Raw genomic sequence first — 16,082 nt, forward strand, 5'->3', positions numbered from 1 at the left:
GTTATATATATATTTGATAATCATTAACCTAAATTTAGCAATCATTTTGCTAAATGATGTAAGGTAACTTACTTAAGCCCCAAGTACCTTGAAATATAAAATTATATGAAATTGAAAAAACTTTCGTTATTCTTCGTTGTGCTTTTTTTAGCACAATTTTCCAAAGCACAGGAAGGCTTGCCAATATACTCTGATTATTTAACAGATAACTATTATTTAATCCATCCATCTATGGCTGGAGCAGCAAATTGTAATAAAGTAAGGTTAACTGGGCGTCAGCAATGGTTAGGACAATCTAATGCGCCAAGTTTACAAACGTTAAGCGTTAATGGTCGTTTTGGGGAAACACCTTCAGCTTATGGAGCCATTGTCTTTAATGATAAAAATGGGTATCACTCACAAACTGGTGCTTATTTGACCTATGCACACCATTTAATGTTTTCTAGAAACCCAATTGATTTGAATATGTTGTCATTTGGATTGAGTGCTGGAATGATTCAATACAAATTAGATGAAACTTCTTTTTTAGCTGATGGTTTCGACCCTATTATTTCTGGAATAGAACAAAGTGCCACCAATTTCAATATCGATTTTGGGTTCTCATATTTCTTTCTAGACTTCTATGCACATGCAACTGTCAAGAATGTTCTAGCTAATGATGGTATAAATTTTAACGAACAAGGGCTTAGTTATAACAACTTAAGAACTTTTTTGTTTTCTGCTGGAAATGTATTTAGCCGTCTAGGTAGCGAATGGAGTTACGAACCTTCTATTATGTTTATGCACCGTGATGCTACTAAAGAATCTTTAATAGACTTAAACATGAAAGTGTATAAGGAGGTTGAATTTGGAAAGTTTTGGGCTGGATTATCCTATAGAACAAGCTTAGATGGTGCCGAGTTTTTAAATGGCACAGGCGTAAGCAGTCAAAAACTACAATATATTACGCCATTAGTTGGTGTTAATTATAAAAACTTTGTCTTCGCCTATACCTATTCTTATCAAGCAAATTCAGTGGTTTTTAATAATGGAGGTTTTCACCAAATCACGTTAGGAATCAACTTTGGCTGCAGGCGAGAGAAGTACGAATGTAAATGTCCAGCAATAAACTAATATTAAAAAGCCTTGATTATTTCAAGGCTTTTCTTTTTAATTCCACTGGTAATTTTTCTTTTTCGCTTGTGTTTTTATGGCTTGTATCATAGCGTTTTCTAAACCATTTTTAGTGTCTTTTTGTTTTGAAGCTATATAGGTTCTTCGTTTTGTATTTAATTCCTGTATCTCTTTTTGAATTTGTAATCGTTCTTTACTTTTTTTAGCAACATACGTCTTAATTTCTTTAATTGATTTTCCTTTTAATTCCGCTGGCAATGAAGTGTCGTCTAAACTGTCTAGTTCAATTTTGTCTTCTTCAATAGCATCAACTAAATCCCAAGTTGAGTTTTTATAAAAATGAGAACTTTTACTTATCGTTCGGCCTACCGCATTTGCTTTACTATAGTTTTCAGCTTCGTTATCCTGAGCCATTTGCATTGATGCTTTAGCAACTCCGCGTTTTCCATAAGCGATGTAGGTGTTGTTTAGTCTCTTGTTTAACTCTAAAATAGCATCGTCATAAGGTGAAGCTATATGAACTGTTTTCTGGTTATGGTCTATAGCTAAATAATCTCCATTGGTCAATTTTGCACCATCTTTCCAAAAGGTAGAAACCCCTTGTTGATAGTTGCCACAATAAATAGTGTTAATCGTTACATCTTTTTCATTGGCATTAGTTGCTGCATGTTTATAGTTGATTTTTCCTTGGTTAAATGGTTCGTTTCCAGCAATAAAAACGAGTTTTAAATCGTCTTGGTTGTTTCCCCAATCTAATTGATTTAATGACGATTGAATAACTTGACCGCAAAACTCACTACCTCCATTAGTTGTTAAAGAGAAGAGTTCTTTTGAAATATCATCCAAGTCGTTGGTAAAACCTAAAACTTGTCTAATATAGCCTTCATACGAGCTTAAATTATCATTTCCATATTCATAGAGTGCAATTTGAAGGTTAGGACGCTCATCATCACATTTAGCATACGACAACTCGTTTACAATGCTCCAAAGTTGTGCTTTAGCTTGGTCTATTAATCCGTCCATACTATTGCTAGTATCTAATAAGAGTGCAACTTTAATAAATTGCTTGTTTTTTTCAGTATGAGGTTTTTGATTTTCATAAATCTCGTTTGTGGCGTTTGTGGTAATAAAGCCAATCATTAAGGTCAATGTGAGACCAAGTTTTAACAGTGTTTTCATAATATTCGATTTTTATTGATGCTGTAAACATAGAACCAAACTTTTTGCAAAAAAACCCAGAATGAGTAAACTAGATATATTAATGAGTGAACTAACTTTTTGAATGAGTAAAGTGGTTAATTTGTAAGTGAAACTAACTTTTATAAGCTAAAAGGCATTTTATTTTACCAAGTAAAGTATGTAAGTTTACCTTTCAATAAATAAAAATGATAAAACTTGCTCGACATATTATTATACTACTTGTACTGTTGTTTTCAAGCTCAATACTTGCTCAAGAAGTAAATAACGAAGCGGCAAAAGAAACATTTGTAGTAAGAGGTTCGGTGTTAGAAAAAAGTACTTATAAACCTATTCCAAAAGTAAATATTCTAGTAAATGGAGGTGCTTATACTACTACTAATTCGCTTGGAGAATTCAAAATTAATGCATCTAAAGGTGATGAACTCATTATAAAACATAGTGATTTTGAAACCATTTACTATATTATTCAAGATAACGAGCGTATTAGGGTCGAGGTAGAGCATAATGACTCAAAAAACTTTATTAGTAAAATTTCTAAAAGAGATGCTGGTGCTTTTAAATCTTTAATAGATTCCGCAGATACCTATCTAAAAAAAGATGCAGAAAAGAGTATTCAATTTATTACCGACGCATTGACTATTTCTAGTTCTACAAAAGAAAATGCCGAAGTTTACGAAACTTTAGGTGATGTGTATTTTGAGTGGAAACAATACGATTTAGCGATTTCAAATTATAGAATAAGCCTTCAAAATATTGATGAGAATGCGGTGAAGTTAAAACTCGCTAAGTCATTTAAATTCAATGAAAACTATCAGGAAAGTATTGATGAGTATCTATCAATAAATAAAGAGAATTTGTCCAATTGGCAGCTAACTAGTCTTTACGAAGGCTTGGGTGATGTGTATGTCATTACTCAAAGTTTTGACGCTGCTGTAAATGCTTACAAAGAAGGACTCAAAATTGCTCAAAAACATTTAATCACGCCAAAAATCACAGATTTAAATTCTAAAATAGCTGAAGCCTATGATGCTTCTGGTGAAACTGAAGAAGCTGAAGGATATTTTCAAAATTCTCTAAGTCTTGCTTCCCAAGAGAATAAAAAAAGAGCTGTAGAAGAAAAAGTAAAAGTTGCTGACTTTGAAGGAAAAAATAAAGCGTATAACAAAGAGATAGAACTTAGAAAACAAGCACTTGTTGAAATAAATGATATTGAAGCTGATTCAACTTTTGATAACGAAAGTGCAATTACACCACAAAAGCAGAATTACAAAATTGGGAGTGCTTATGCCATACAAAAAGATTTCCCAAATGCTATTCAATACCTTGAAAAGAGTATTGAGGAAGCAGACGATAAAGAAGATTTAGTGGTACAAAAAGATGCTACTAGAAAACTTTCGGAAGTATTAAGAGACGCAGGAGATATTGATAAAGCCATTTCTACTACACGAACTTACGAGCGTTTAGTAGATGAGCTTTATATTAAAAAGGAGCAAGAAATATCACGCGCTGCACGTTTGGCAAAAGATTTGGCCGCAAAGCAAAATCGAATTACAAGTCTTGAAAGCGACCGAGCATTGTCCGAAAGCAAATACCAATTAACTACAGAGCGAAACAAACGTCAAAAACTCATTATTTATTCCTTAATTGGAGGTGTTTTATTATTACTTTTTGCAGTGTATTTTATGCTTAAAAACATGAAGCAACAAAAGTTAAACAATAATCTCTTGGCATTAAAATCTTTGCGTAGTCAAATGAATCCGCATTTTATTTTTAATGCTTTGAACTCGGTAAATAGTTTTATAGCAACTAATGATGAACGTACAGCTAACAAATATTTATCTGATTTTTCTCTGTTGATGCGTGCAGTGTTGGAAAACAGCGAAGAAGATTTTATTTCTCTGGAAAAGGAAATAGAATTACTTAAACTTTACACCAAATTAGAGCATTTTAGATTTAAAGATAAGTTTGATTACGATATTATTATTGATGAGAATGTAAAAGTAGACGAGTTTCAAATACCACCAATGTTATTGCAACCATATATTGAGAATGCTGTGTGGCACGGATTAAGGTATAAAACAGCGAAAGGAAATCTTACTATAAGTATTTCGCAAGTTGATACAAATCAACTTAAAATAAGCATTGTAGATGATGGTATTGGACGTACAAAATCCAAAGCCATGAAAACCGAAAATCAAAAAAAGCACAACTCTAAAGGTTTAGGGAATATTAAAAAGCGTGTTGCTATTTTAAACGAGATGTATAAAGATAAAGTAGATGTGTTTATTGATGATTATTTAGATGTCGAGGATTCTGGGACTAAAGTTGTAGTAACACTTAAAAAAGATTAAATGAAACTAAAATCTATCATAGTAGAAGACGAAGAAACAAGCAGAGAAATTTTAAAGAATTATCTTAAAAAATACTGCCCTAATGTTGAGGTGTTAGCCGAAGCTGCTAATGTTGATGAAGCGTTATTACTTATAAGAAATAATGAATTAGACCTTGTGTTTTTAGATGTAGAAATGCCTTTTGGCAATGCATTTGATTTGCTGGAAAAAGTAGGTGATAGAGATTTTGAAACAGTGTTTGTAACAGCCTATAATCATTACGCAATTGATGCTTTAAATGCACATGCGAGTTATTATTTAATGAAACCCATTTCTATTGATGAGCTTATTAAAGCAGTAGATTACGTGGTTGAAATTAAAACGAAAGAAGACGCTTTACAAGATCAAGTGCTAATTCCTAAAACCAATAACGTAAACGGTAAAATAACCATCCCGCAACAAGATGGATTTGAGGTATTGGAAACTGCCAATATTTTATATTGTAAAGCCGACGATAACTATACCGAGATTTATTTAAACAACAACAAAAAGAAGTTGGTTAGTAAAACGCTTAAGTATTTTGAAGAGACGTTAACAGATTCAGGATTTGCCAGAGTACATAAAAGCTACTTGGTAAATGTTAATGAAGTTGTTAAATACATAAAAGGAAAAGGAGGGAGTGTTATGTTAAGTAACGGAAAAGAGATTATGGTCTCAGCTTCTAAAAAATCAGATTTATTATCTTATTTTAAATAAAAAAAGAATGTCACTTCGAGTGATTTCACATAGCAAATTTTATCGAGAAGTACTTAACAAGTTCTCAATACATTTTCATCCAGAAAATACTCGAACAGACAAAGGACAAATAACGAATCAACCTATAAACAATAACACATGCCAATAATAAAACTAGTAAAAGGTAAATCACCAAACATACCAAACGATTGTTACATCGCGGAAAACGCAACTATTGTGGGTGAAGTCACTATGGGAAACCAATGCAGTATTTGGTTTAATGCAGTAATTCGTGGTGATGTACATTACATAAAACTAGGTAATAAGGTAAACGTACAAGATGGCGCTGTTATTCATGCTACTTATGAAACCTCACCAACTAATATTGGTAACAATGTATCTATAGGTCATAATGCTATAGTTCATGGTTGCACTATTCAAGATAATGTACTTATAGGTATGGGAAGTATTGTGATGGATGATTGTGTCGTTGAAAGTAATAGTATTATTGCTGCAGGAGCAGTGGTGACAAAAAACACAAGAGTTGAGGCAGGAAGTATTTATGCTGGAACTCCAGCTAAAAAGATTAAAGATATTAGCAAAGAATTGATTTCAGGAGAGATTAACAGAATTGCAAATAATTATGTAAAATACTCTAGTTGGTTTAAGGAGTAGTTTAAAACTCCAAATACTCAACATGATAGTTACCATCTAAAAGCTCAGTCATAACCTTAGGATTTACATTGGTACAAAATTGATGTGTTGATTTGGTGTGTTGAGTACAAAGTAGTTGATGTTTTTCTAAAATTGCCTTAGTCTGTTTAGCTACAGCTTCACCAGAATCTATAATTTTAAAATGTTTTGGGAGTATTTCAAGCAATATTGGCATTAAATATGGGTAATGGGTGCAACCAAGTACTAAATGGTCTATATTGGCTTCTATCATGGGTTTTAAATAGATGTTTAGCAACCCTTTCATTTCATCGGAATATAATTTTCCAGTTTCAATAAGCTGTACAATACCTTCACCCTCTTGTTCTATGATATTAATGCCGCTCCCAAATAGGTTGGTGGTTTTATGAAAAAGCTTACTTGAAAGGGTGCCTTTTGTTGCCAAAATACCAATGGCATTGGTTTTAGTTTGTAAAGCAGCTGGTTTTATTGCTGGTTCAATACCAATAAAAGGAATAGTATAGTTAGCGCGTAAATAATCAATAGCATTGGTTGTAGCAGTGTTACAAGCAACAACAATTAGTTTGCAGTTTTTGTTTAATAGAAGCTCTGTGTTTTTTATACAGAGTTCTTTAATGCGCTCTTCACCTTTTGGACCGTAAGGAGCATTAATACTATCTGCTAGATAGATAGTGTTTTCAAAAGGTAATAGTGTATGGATTTCTTTCCAAATAGAAGTGCCTCCAACACCAGAATCAAATATGCCAATAGGTTGTTTGTTCATTGTACTACAAAAATAAAAAAGCCGTTTCGTTAAAAGCGGCTTTTTAGTTATTATTTAGATTCCTAACTTCAAAGGAATAACAAATAGTAGTTTTTTAGAATCCTAATTCTTTCTTTACATCTGCCATTAAATCTTTACCATCGGCTAAGATAACTCCTTGCCCTTGTGTAGAATCCAATACATATTGAAATCCTTGAGCTTTGGCAACTTTAATAATAGCTGCTTTAGCTTTTTCGGTAATTGGCTTTAATAAATCAAACTCTTTCTTTTGCATTTCTTGTTGCGCATTACTTTGATATTGGCGGATATTTTGCTCCATAGCTGCAACTTCTTGCATTCTCTTTTGATTTGTTTCTTGAGTTTGAGCAGAAGCTTCAGCATCATATTGCTTTACCTTGTTTTCATATTCCTTCCCCATTGATTGAATATCTGCTTCATAAGTTTTACCCAATTTTTCCATTTCTGCTTGAGCTGCTTTATAATCTGGCATCGCAGCTATTAACTCCTGCGTGTTAATATGAGCAACTTTACTTTGCGCATTCATAATACTTGTGCTCCCAAATAAAAATATTGCTGCTAATACTAAGGTCTTTAAATGTTTCATTTTTAAATAAATTGTGTTATAAATTGTTGTCTATTAATTATTCTTTTTCTTTTTTGCTTTATTAATGCTGTCTTGAACTCTTTTTGCTTCAAGCTTTGCCTTTCTATCGGCTAATATTTTCTGTTTTTTTTCTTCTAATGCTTTTTTACGAGCTTCTTTAGGGCTTAATTTTTTTGCACCTGTACTATCTGTTGTTTTTTTAGCTGCTTCTTTTTCTGCTTTTTGGGCATCAATTTTTGCTTGTCTATCAGCTAAAATCTTCTTTTTCTTATCTTCTAGTGCTTTCTTTCTTTTTTCGGCAGCACTTAACTTAGGTTCTTCAGTTTTTTTCGTTTCCGTTTTAACTGCTTCTTCAGTTTTTTCTGTTTTATCTACTGTTTTTGTAGCTTCCTCTTTAACATCATCCGTTTTATTACTAGTATTGTTGCGTGCATCTAGTTTCTCTTGTCTTGCCTTAGCACGTTCTTCGAGAATTTGTTGTCTCTTATCTTCAAGCGCTTTTTTCTTAGCTTCACGATCTGCTTGCTGTTTAGCACGCTTATCTGCAATATCCTTTTCTCGTTCCGCTTTTTTATCTGCTAAAGCTTGTGCTCTTGCTTCTTGGCTTTCATTTATTTCAGGAACAACTTCTTCAGCTTCAGCAGCTTTTTTCTCTTTGCGATTTTGAACTTGTGTACGTTTTGCCGTTCTAGTAATAGAACGCAATACTTGGTCGCTTATATCAAATCTATCTGCCGAATAAAGCATTACAACATCTGCTGATTTATCAAAAACAAAATCATAGTTTTTACTTGAAGCAATTTCTTGTACTGCTGTGAAAATTTGATCCTGGATAGGTTGCATTAATTGTTTTCTTTGAATCATTAAATCGCCGTTAGGCCCAAAACGTTTTTGTTGATAATCTAGAACTTCATTTTCTTCAATGTTTATGTCTTCTTGACGCTCTTGAATTAGTTCAGGTGTTAACAGGACACTTTCAGAAGATAATTGCTTCTTCTTTTGGTCGATGTCACTTAAACGTTTTTCGATTTCTTTTTTCCATTTATCAACCTTGGTATCTAATTGAGTTGAGGCACTTTGGTATTCTGGGACATTTTGTAAAATATACTCAGTATCTATATAACCAATTCGTACACTTTTTTGTGCAAAAGTAGATAGACTAATAAAGGATGCTATTGCCAGTAAAAAAAGAACTTTTGTTTTCATCCGTATATGTTTTAAATAGTTTTTTTAATTTTAAAATACAACACTAACAGACAATTTTCGATTTGGATGCGAGCGTTATTATTTATCAAATTAACGAAATATATTTTGAAAAATTTTAACGCGCTAATTAAATCGTTAAACTGTACATTGAAAATATCGTGCCAAACTTAAAATTGTTGCCCAATTATAAAGTGTGTTTCCCATCCATGCTTTACAGTTTGTCCAGGTAAAGGATCAAATCCATGCCCAAAATCTATACCTAATAATCCAAATGCAGGCATAAACAATCTAATACCTAAACCAGCCGAACGCTTTAGAGCAAATGGGTTATAGTCTCTAAAACTATCATACGATGCACCGGCTTCTAAAAAGGCTAATGCGAAAATTTTTGCTTGTTGCGATTTTAAGGTTATTGGGTATCTTAATTCTAAAGAGAATTTATTGTAAATAGTTCCACCATCTTGTGATGATAATGATTGGTTTGGGTATCCTCTTAAAGCAATGGCTTCTCTGCCATCTAAACTGTAAGTTCCCATGCCATCACCTCCTAGGAAATAGCGTTCAAATGGAATTACACCTCGGTCATTATTATATGCGCCTAAGAATCCAAATTCCATTTTAGGGCGTAATACCATGTCCCCAACAACTCTAGTGTACCATTCACCATTAAATTTTACTTTATAAAACTCTAGCCATTTAAAGCGTTCTTGATCTATTTCTGCAATTCTATTCGCTGCTTCAGTTCTAATAGAGTTGGAGTTAGTCGTATTATTTTGAATTTCCAATTGATCTTCTCTTTCTTCTTTCAATCCCGTATAATCAATTTTGTTAAATGCTGAATACGGTAAAGACAATTTGGCAGTAATACCAAATTTAGAACCACCTGTTGGATAAATAGGGTCGAAATTTGTATCATCTCTACTTAAACCAATAGTATATGCTAAGTTGTTAGCTGATCCATCACCGAAAGTAAATAAGCCAGTATTATAATTTTTTAAATCGTAATGCTGAAAACTTATGGCTTGCGATAAGACAAAGAAATCATCAGGGACTGTTAATCTTTTTGCAAGTCCAACAGAAAGCCCTGTAATGTTAAAGCGTCTGTCTTTGTCTGCATCTCTTGTTAATGGATTATACAAAAACTGTTTTGTATGAGAAATAGATGTTGAAAAACTCACAGGTTTTTTACCACCAAACCAAGGCTCTGAAAATGAAAAGCTATAAGTTTGGTAAAATCTACTTGCTTGTAAACGAAGGGCTAGTTTTTGTCCATCTCCCATAGGAATTGGTTGGTAAGCTTCTTTTTTAAAGATATCTTTTATAGAAAAGTTGTTAAATGATAATCCTAAAGTACCAATAAAGCCACCGCCACCGTATCCGCCTTGTAATTCTATTTGACTCGAACCGCGCTCAACTACAGAGTATTCCATACTTAATGTACCATCATTAGGGTTAGGATCTACAAAATTAGGCACTATTTGTTGTGCATCGAAAAAGCCTAATTGCCCTAATTCACGAATAGTACGAAGCACATCTGCTTTACTGTATCTTTGCCCTGGACGTGTTCTAATTTCTCTATAAATAACATGGTCGTTTGTTTTGTCGTTTCCAACAACCGATATTTTATCAAAATATGCTGGTTTACCTTCAACAATTCTAATTTCCATGTCGATAACATTACCATCAGCACTAGTTTCAACAGGGGTTATATTTGAAAATAAATAACCGTTATTTTGATATAGGTTTGCTAAATCGTTCCCGTCTGGTTTGGTTTCGTCTTGGATTCTTTTTTCTAATTCGACACCATTATAAGTATCTCCTTTATCAATTCTCAAAATGGTGTTTAATTGTTTATCGGTATAAACGGTATTCCCTAAGAATTTTATATCACCATAAGTATATTTTTCGCCTTCTTCTAATTGTATGTTTAAGGAAACTGTATTATCTGCATTGTAAATTAAAGAGTCGGATATGATTCGCGCATCTCTATAACCGTTTTCTTTGTATTTATCAACAATACTGGTTAAATCTTCATTAAAGTCTGCTTCAATATATTTTGAACGTTTAAAAACTCTAATAGGATTCTTTTTCTTAGTGTTTTTCATGGCCTTTCTTAGCTTTTTCCCACTAAGCTTTTCGTTGCCATTAAACACAATATCTTTTACTTTTACTTTGTCACCTTTATCTATGTTAAGCTTCATGTTCACCCTTTGCTTATCGATAGAATCAGTTACTTCAGATGTTGTAATAACAACATCTGCTTTTAAAAAGCCTTTCTTTTGGTAAGAGCTCTCTAAATAATTTTTGGTGGTTGTAATTAGATTTTCGGTAACCTTTACTCCTGGGATGAGCTTATTGTCTTTTATAATATCATCGAATTTAGATTTCTTGACACCAACAATATTTACATCTTTTAGCTCTGGAAGATCTCTTAGTTTAATTTCGAGATTAGCCACATTACCGTCTTCAATACTACTTATAAATATTTCTATATCACTAAATAAGTTTAATTTCCATAGTTTTTTTACTGCTTCACTAATTTTTGAAAGTGAAGCTCTTGGTACAGTAATTTCTTGACCTGCTCTTAATCCAGAATATGTTATTACAGATTCCGCATTAAAACTCGTGCTTCCAGTAACGGTAATTTCGCCAATGGTATAGGTTGTTGAGTTTTCGGTATTTTCTATTTGTGCAGATACAGTTATGCTGCTAAATATAAAGGCAATAAATAAAAGTCTAGTAATATTTGCTCTCAATAGTTTAATATTAGCTAAGTTGTTCACTCGTTTTTCCAAATCGTCTTTCTCTTTGTTGATAGTTTATTATGGCTTCATACAAATGTTGCTTTGTAAAATCTGGCCAAAATACATTTGTAAAATATAATTCGGCATAAGCAATTTGCCATAATAAGAAATTGCTTATACGTTGTTCGCCACTAGTTCTAATTAATAAATCTACGTCTGGCAAATTTTGCGTGTAAAGATGCTCATTAATTACCGATTCATCAATTTTTTCTGGCGAAATTATATTATTTTTAACTTTAATACTTATTTGTTTAACAGTATTTATCAATTCATCCCTAGAACCATAACTTAAAGCAAGCGTTAAGGTTAAGCGATTGTTAGATTTTGTTAACTCTATAACATCTATAAGTTCATTATATACCTTTAAAGGCAAGGCTTTAAGGTCTCCTATGGCGTTAAGTTTTATATTGTTTTTTTGAAGTGTTTTTATTTCCTTTTTCAAGGATGAAATTAGTAGCTTCATAAGGGTTTGAACTTCAATTTTTGGTCTGTTCCAGTTTTCGGTAGAAAAGGCATATAGTGTTAAAAATTTAACACCAAGTTCTGCAGAACCCTCTACAACTTCTTTAACTGTTTTACTTCCTTTTTCGTGACCAAATAAGCGTAATTTACCTTTTTCTTTAGCCCAACGACCGTTACCATCCATAATAATGGCAATATGTTGAGGGAGGTGGTCTATATGTATTTGCTCTTTTTTATCCACGTTAAAAATCGCAGTAACAGGGTTTTCGTGCAAAGGTATAAGTTAAAGTGATACCTGTAAACATATACCAATCATTATTGTTTAAATTTCCAAAACTGTAATTGAAAAGTGATGGTCTTTCGGGGAAATTACCGTCAAGCTCATCGGAAAATGTGTAGCGAACTCCAATTTCGGCAGCGATTAAGATATGATCAGTTATTGTTGTTTTATAGCCTATTGCCATTGGGATTCCAGGAGCCCAACTTGATGTGTTTTCAGAGGCTTGAATACCATTTCTAAAATAATAATTGTCATGCTTTGTAAAAGAAACACCTGTATAGATGTATGGTGTAGATTTATTACCATCATTATGAAGGTTAAAATCAAAAAACGTAAATTCCATACCTAATGCTACCTCTAGAATACTTCCATTAAATGAATAATCCCTTTCAATCCTCCTAGGATCGTCCGATTTGTAATCTTGCGCATCTAAATCGGAAAAAATCACAGACAGCCTGTAAGAGTGTCTAGGGCTTCTATTCCATTTAAAAACGCCTCCAAACGCTGGTTGATTGGGAGCAATATATTTTGTTGAACCTACATCGCCAATTAAATTACTGCCACCAGCAAAAACACCAACCTCATAAATTTGGCCATAATTTAATTGACTGCTTAAAACGCACATAATAAAAATGGTTAAATACCTCATAGATGTTCAAAAGTTTGCAAATATAATAAATAAGATGAGCCTATTATAATTTGTTGTTTAGTATTACAGATAAACACCAATTAAGAAAATTTATTGTCTAATTCCGTTTATCTTCACCCCAAAGAAGTTTATTGCGAAGTGTACTTAAAAAACTCTCACTGTTTAGTTCAATCATTTTAATTTTGAAGTCGGCTAATTTTATAATAACAGTTGAGTTATTATCTAGAGTAGCAATTCTTGAGTCTAGCGAAACCAGATAGCTGTCTTCTCTTCCGCTTACTCTCAATTTTATTTCGGTAGAGTTTTGAATGACTAATGGTCTAGCATTTAAATTGTGCGGTGCTATTGGAGTTAATGTAATGCTATCTGATTCAGGCATTATCACAGGACCTCCACAACTTAAAGAATAGCCTGTAGAGCCCGTAGGCGTTGAAATAATGAGCCCATCTGCCCAATACGAGGTTAAATATTCATTATTTAAACTTGTTTCAACCGTTATCATAGAGGTTGTGTTTTTTCTACTTACGGCAATTTCATTTAGTGCAGCATTAAACTCAAATAGCGACTCATTTTCAGGATCTGTACTTATAGTGAGTAGGCTTCTTTCAGAGATTCTATAATTCCCTTTAACAATATCATCAATGGCTTTTGCAATATTATTTTTTTGGATGGTTGCCAAAAAACCTAAGCGCCCAGTATTGATACCAATAATTGGAATGTTTAAATCACGGACATAAGTGACAGCTCTTAATATGGTGCCATCACCACCAATACTAATAAATAAATCAAAAGAGTTGTCTAATTCTTTAAAGGTATTAAAGTCCTTGATAATTTCCCGAATGCTTTCTTCTTGTTTAATAGACTTAAAAAAGGAGGTTTCAATATAAACATCAAATGATTTTTTATGACAAATTTGAAAAAGGCTTTCAATGGGAATCAATGAGCTTTTTTGATACACTTGACCATATATAGCAACTTTCATGAACTTACAAGTTTAAGTATTTGTTTAAATAATCCGAGCGATCTTTAAGGTTTTGAACAAATGTATCGTCCTCATGACCAGAAATAATGTTATAACTATAGCGCCTAAAACTCTGGATAATATCGTTTAGTCCTGTATTTCCAATTTTTAGTGTTATTTGCACCATGTCATTTTCTGTTTTTGAAATAAATGTACCTAAAAGTTTTCCGTTATTGGATTCGACAATTTGGCAAATTTCGCTAAAAGAGTAATCATTATAGCCTTTTTCTACAATCAAAATTCCACCAGGTTCCGAGAAAAAAGGCGTTTGATTGAACATTGATATAATATCATTAAGCTCATAGTATCCTAAATACTCATTGTTGTCGCTTAAAACAGGCATGATATTGGTGTCTTTTTGAGCAAAAGCTTCCAAAACATCCAGCCAAAGCGTAGACCTTCGCACAAAAAACCCTTCAAGTGTATATAAATATTCTGCTATGGGTTTGCCCGAATCAAAGCAATGTGCATCGGTTTCAGAGAGACATCCAATATAAATTCCTTCTTTTTGAATAGGAATATGTGAATATGTTAACTGGTTAAAAAGCTGTTGCGCCTCACCAATATTGCTGGTGGCTTTTAGTGGTTTTATATCATTGATAATATACTCGCTTAAAGGCATAATTTAGGTTTGTTATTAACTGCAAAATAATCAAAAATAAGTACAATAAGCGTAACTTACTTTGTATTTTTGTCTTTAAAATTTTACTGATGACAAAGTTAAGTGTAAACATTAATAAGATAGCAACGTTGCGAAATTCAAGAGGGGGAAATACACCAAATGTAGTCCAATTTGCTAATGATGTTCAAGAATTTGGAGCCGAAGGTGTGACCATTCATCCGCGTCCTGACGAGCGTCATATTAGATATCAAGATGCTCACGATTTAAAGCCAGTTGTTTATACCGAATATAATATTGAAGGTAATCCTATTCCAAAATTTGTCGATATGGTTTTAGACATTAAACCAACACAAGTCACATTAGTGCCCGATGCTGTAGATGCCATAACAAGCAATGCTGGTTGGGATACCATTAAACATAGAGAATTTTTAACAGAAATTATTAAAGAATTTAAAAACAACGGTATAAGAACTTCTATTTTTTTAGATCCAGTTATTGCTCAAGTGGATGGAGCTATGGAAACTGGAACAGATAGGATTGAATTATACACCGAAGCTTTTGCACATCAATACAGCCTAGGGAACAAAAAGGCTATTGAATCATATACAAAATGTGCTGTTAGATGTAATGATTTAGGATTAGGTATAAATGCAGGACATGACTTATCACTAGAAAACATCAAGTTTTTTAAAGATAACATACCAAATCTTTTAGAAGTTTCTATTGGACATGCATTGATTTCCGAAAGTTTATACTTAGGAGCAGAAAACGTTGTACAAATGTATTTACATAAACTTAAATAATGTTGTTGCACTCAAATACAATAGGAGAGGGAAAACCATTTGTAATCCTTCATGGTTTTTTAGGAATGGGTGACAACTGGAAAACCCTTGGTAAACAATTTAGCGAACAAGGTTATGAGGTTCATTTGGTGGATCAACGTAATCATGGACGAAGTTTTCATGATGAAGATTTTGATTACGATATTCTTGCTGAAGACTTAAAAAAATACTGCGACCATCATAAATTAGAGAATATTATTCTTTTAGGTCATTCTATGGGAGGAAAAACAGCTATGCTATTTGCAGCAAAATACCCAGAAAAAGTAAAAAAATTAATAGTTGCCGATATTTCTCCACGCTTTTATCCAATACATCATGATGCAATTTTAGAAGGGTTAGGGTCGCTAGATTTAAATCATATAAAATCCAGAACAGAAGCAGATAAACAACTTTCAAAATATGTTTCGAATTTTGGAATAAGACAGTTTTTGTTAAAGAACTTGTATTGGGTAGAAAAAGGTAAACTAGGGTTAAGAATTAATTTGGAAATATTAACCAAAAACGTCTCTGAAGTAGGCGAAGCATTACCAATTCACTTAAAATTTGATGGAGATACGTTGTTTTTACGTGGTGATCGATCGGAATATATTGTAGCTAATGACGAACACTTAATAAAAATGCAATTTCCTAAAGCATCAATTTCTACAGTGTGTAAAGCTGGTCATTGGTTGCATGCCGAAAACCCTAAGGAGTTTTATCAATACGTTATGGATTTTATAGAAGAAAACTAATATTTTGTATCTTGAGTCAAATTAAAA

At 32.7% G+C, this 16,082-nt stretch carries 15 protein-coding genes; 6 read left to right on the plus strand and 9 right to left on the minus strand.

All coding sequences use genetic code 11. The annotated features are described in order from the left end of the window. Positions 1 to 105 precede the first annotated feature (105 nt). The gene (locus HB672_RS04420; protein WP_167608373.1) at positions 106 to 1,113 is read left to right on the plus strand and encodes a type IX secretion system membrane protein PorP/SprF; all 1,008 of its coding nucleotides are present in this window, start codon (positions 106 to 108) and stop codon (positions 1,111 to 1,113) included. 36 nt (positions 1,114 to 1,149) lie between these two features. Here HB672_RS04420 and HB672_RS04425 read toward each other — a convergent pair whose 3' ends face one another. Continuing rightward, on the minus strand, positions 1,150 to 2,292 hold the full coding sequence (locus HB672_RS04425; RefSeq protein ID WP_167608376.1) for a vWA domain-containing protein: 1,143 nt from the start codon (positions 2,290 to 2,292) through the stop codon (positions 1,150 to 1,152). Positions 2,293 to 2,498: 206 nt separating this feature from the next. Between HB672_RS04425 and HB672_RS04430 the strand changes: the two genes are divergently transcribed. From HB672_RS04430 to HB672_RS04440, 3 genes are all read left to right on the plus strand, one after another. Beyond that, positions 2,499 to 4,664, plus strand: a complete 2,166-nt coding sequence (locus HB672_RS04430) for a histidine kinase (RefSeq protein WP_167608379.1) — start codon at positions 2,499 to 2,501, stop codon at positions 4,662 to 4,664. After that, the gene (locus HB672_RS04435) at positions 4,665 to 5,399 is read left to right on the plus strand and encodes a LytTR family DNA-binding domain-containing protein (RefSeq protein ID WP_167608382.1); all 735 of its coding nucleotides are present in this window, start codon (positions 4,665 to 4,667) and stop codon (positions 5,397 to 5,399) included. Positions 5,400 to 5,537: 138 nt separating this feature from the next. Then, entirely contained in the window at positions 5,538 to 6,053 is a 516-nt protein-coding gene (locus tag HB672_RS04440; RefSeq protein ID WP_167608385.1) for a gamma carbonic anhydrase family protein, read from the plus strand. A 1-nt stretch (position 6,054) separates the two neighbouring features. On the opposite strand, the gene murI is transcribed toward HB672_RS04440, so the two are convergent. From murI to HB672_RS04480, 8 genes are all read right to left on the minus strand, one after another. Then, the gene (murI, locus tag HB672_RS04445; RefSeq protein WP_167608388.1) at positions 6,055 to 6,834 is read right to left on the minus strand and encodes a glutamate racemase; all 780 of its coding nucleotides are present in this window, start codon (positions 6,832 to 6,834) and stop codon (positions 6,055 to 6,057) included. Positions 6,835 to 6,928: 94 nt separating this feature from the next. Next, positions 6,929 to 7,438 (minus strand): OmpH family outer membrane protein, encoded by a 510-nt coding sequence (locus tag HB672_RS04450; protein WP_167608391.1) that lies wholly within the window; start codon positions 7,436 to 7,438, stop codon positions 6,929 to 6,931. Between the two features lie 33 nt (positions 7,439 to 7,471). After that, positions 7,472 to 8,644: an OmpH family outer membrane protein gene (locus HB672_RS04455; RefSeq protein WP_167608394.1), complete on the minus strand. Its 1,173-nt coding sequence runs from the start codon at positions 8,642 to 8,644 to the stop codon at positions 7,472 to 7,474. 167 nt (positions 8,645 to 8,811) lie between these two features. Beyond that, positions 8,812 to 11,427, minus strand: coding sequence for an outer membrane protein assembly factor BamA (gene bamA / locus HB672_RS04460; protein WP_348272544.1), 2,616 nt, complete (start codon positions 11,425 to 11,427; stop codon positions 8,812 to 8,814). Next, positions 11,411 to 12,094: an isoprenyl transferase gene (locus HB672_RS04465; RefSeq protein WP_244306590.1), complete on the minus strand. Its 684-nt coding sequence runs from the start codon at positions 12,092 to 12,094 to the stop codon at positions 11,411 to 11,413. Before HB672_RS04465 ends, bamA begins: the two co-directional genes overlap by 17 nt. Positions 12,095 to 12,152: 58 nt before the next feature. Next, a complete protein-coding gene (locus tag HB672_RS04470; protein WP_348272545.1) occupies positions 12,153 to 12,815 on the minus strand; it encodes a DUF6089 family protein in 663 nt (220 codons plus the stop codon). 121 nt (positions 12,816 to 12,936) lie between these two features. Further along, positions 12,937 to 13,821, minus strand: coding sequence for an NAD kinase (locus HB672_RS04475; RefSeq protein ID WP_167608403.1), 885 nt, complete (start codon positions 13,819 to 13,821; stop codon positions 12,937 to 12,939). A gap of 4 nt (positions 13,822 to 13,825) precedes the next feature. Continuing rightward, entirely contained in the window at positions 13,826 to 14,482 is a 657-nt protein-coding gene (locus HB672_RS04480; RefSeq protein WP_167608406.1) for a CBS domain-containing protein, read from the minus strand. Between the two features lie 89 nt (positions 14,483 to 14,571). Between HB672_RS04480 and HB672_RS04485 the strand changes: the two genes are divergently transcribed. Together HB672_RS04485 and HB672_RS04490 are read left to right on the plus strand one after the other, a co-directional pair. Further along, on the plus strand, positions 14,572 to 15,285 hold the full coding sequence (locus HB672_RS04485) for a pyridoxine 5'-phosphate synthase (RefSeq protein ID WP_167608409.1): 714 nt from the start codon (positions 14,572 to 14,574) through the stop codon (positions 15,283 to 15,285). Beyond that, complete coding sequence (locus HB672_RS04490; protein ID WP_167608412.1) at positions 15,285 to 16,055, plus strand: alpha/beta fold hydrolase; 771 nt, start codon at positions 15,285 to 15,287, stop codon at positions 16,053 to 16,055. The genes HB672_RS04485 and HB672_RS04490 overlap by 1 nt, the downstream gene beginning before the upstream one ends. Positions 16,056 to 16,082: the final 27 nt, after the last annotated feature.

Source organism: Gaetbulibacter sp. S0825, assembly GCF_011777505.1.
GTDB lineage: Bacteria > Bacteroidota > Bacteroidia > Flavobacteriales > Flavobacteriaceae > Pontimicrobium.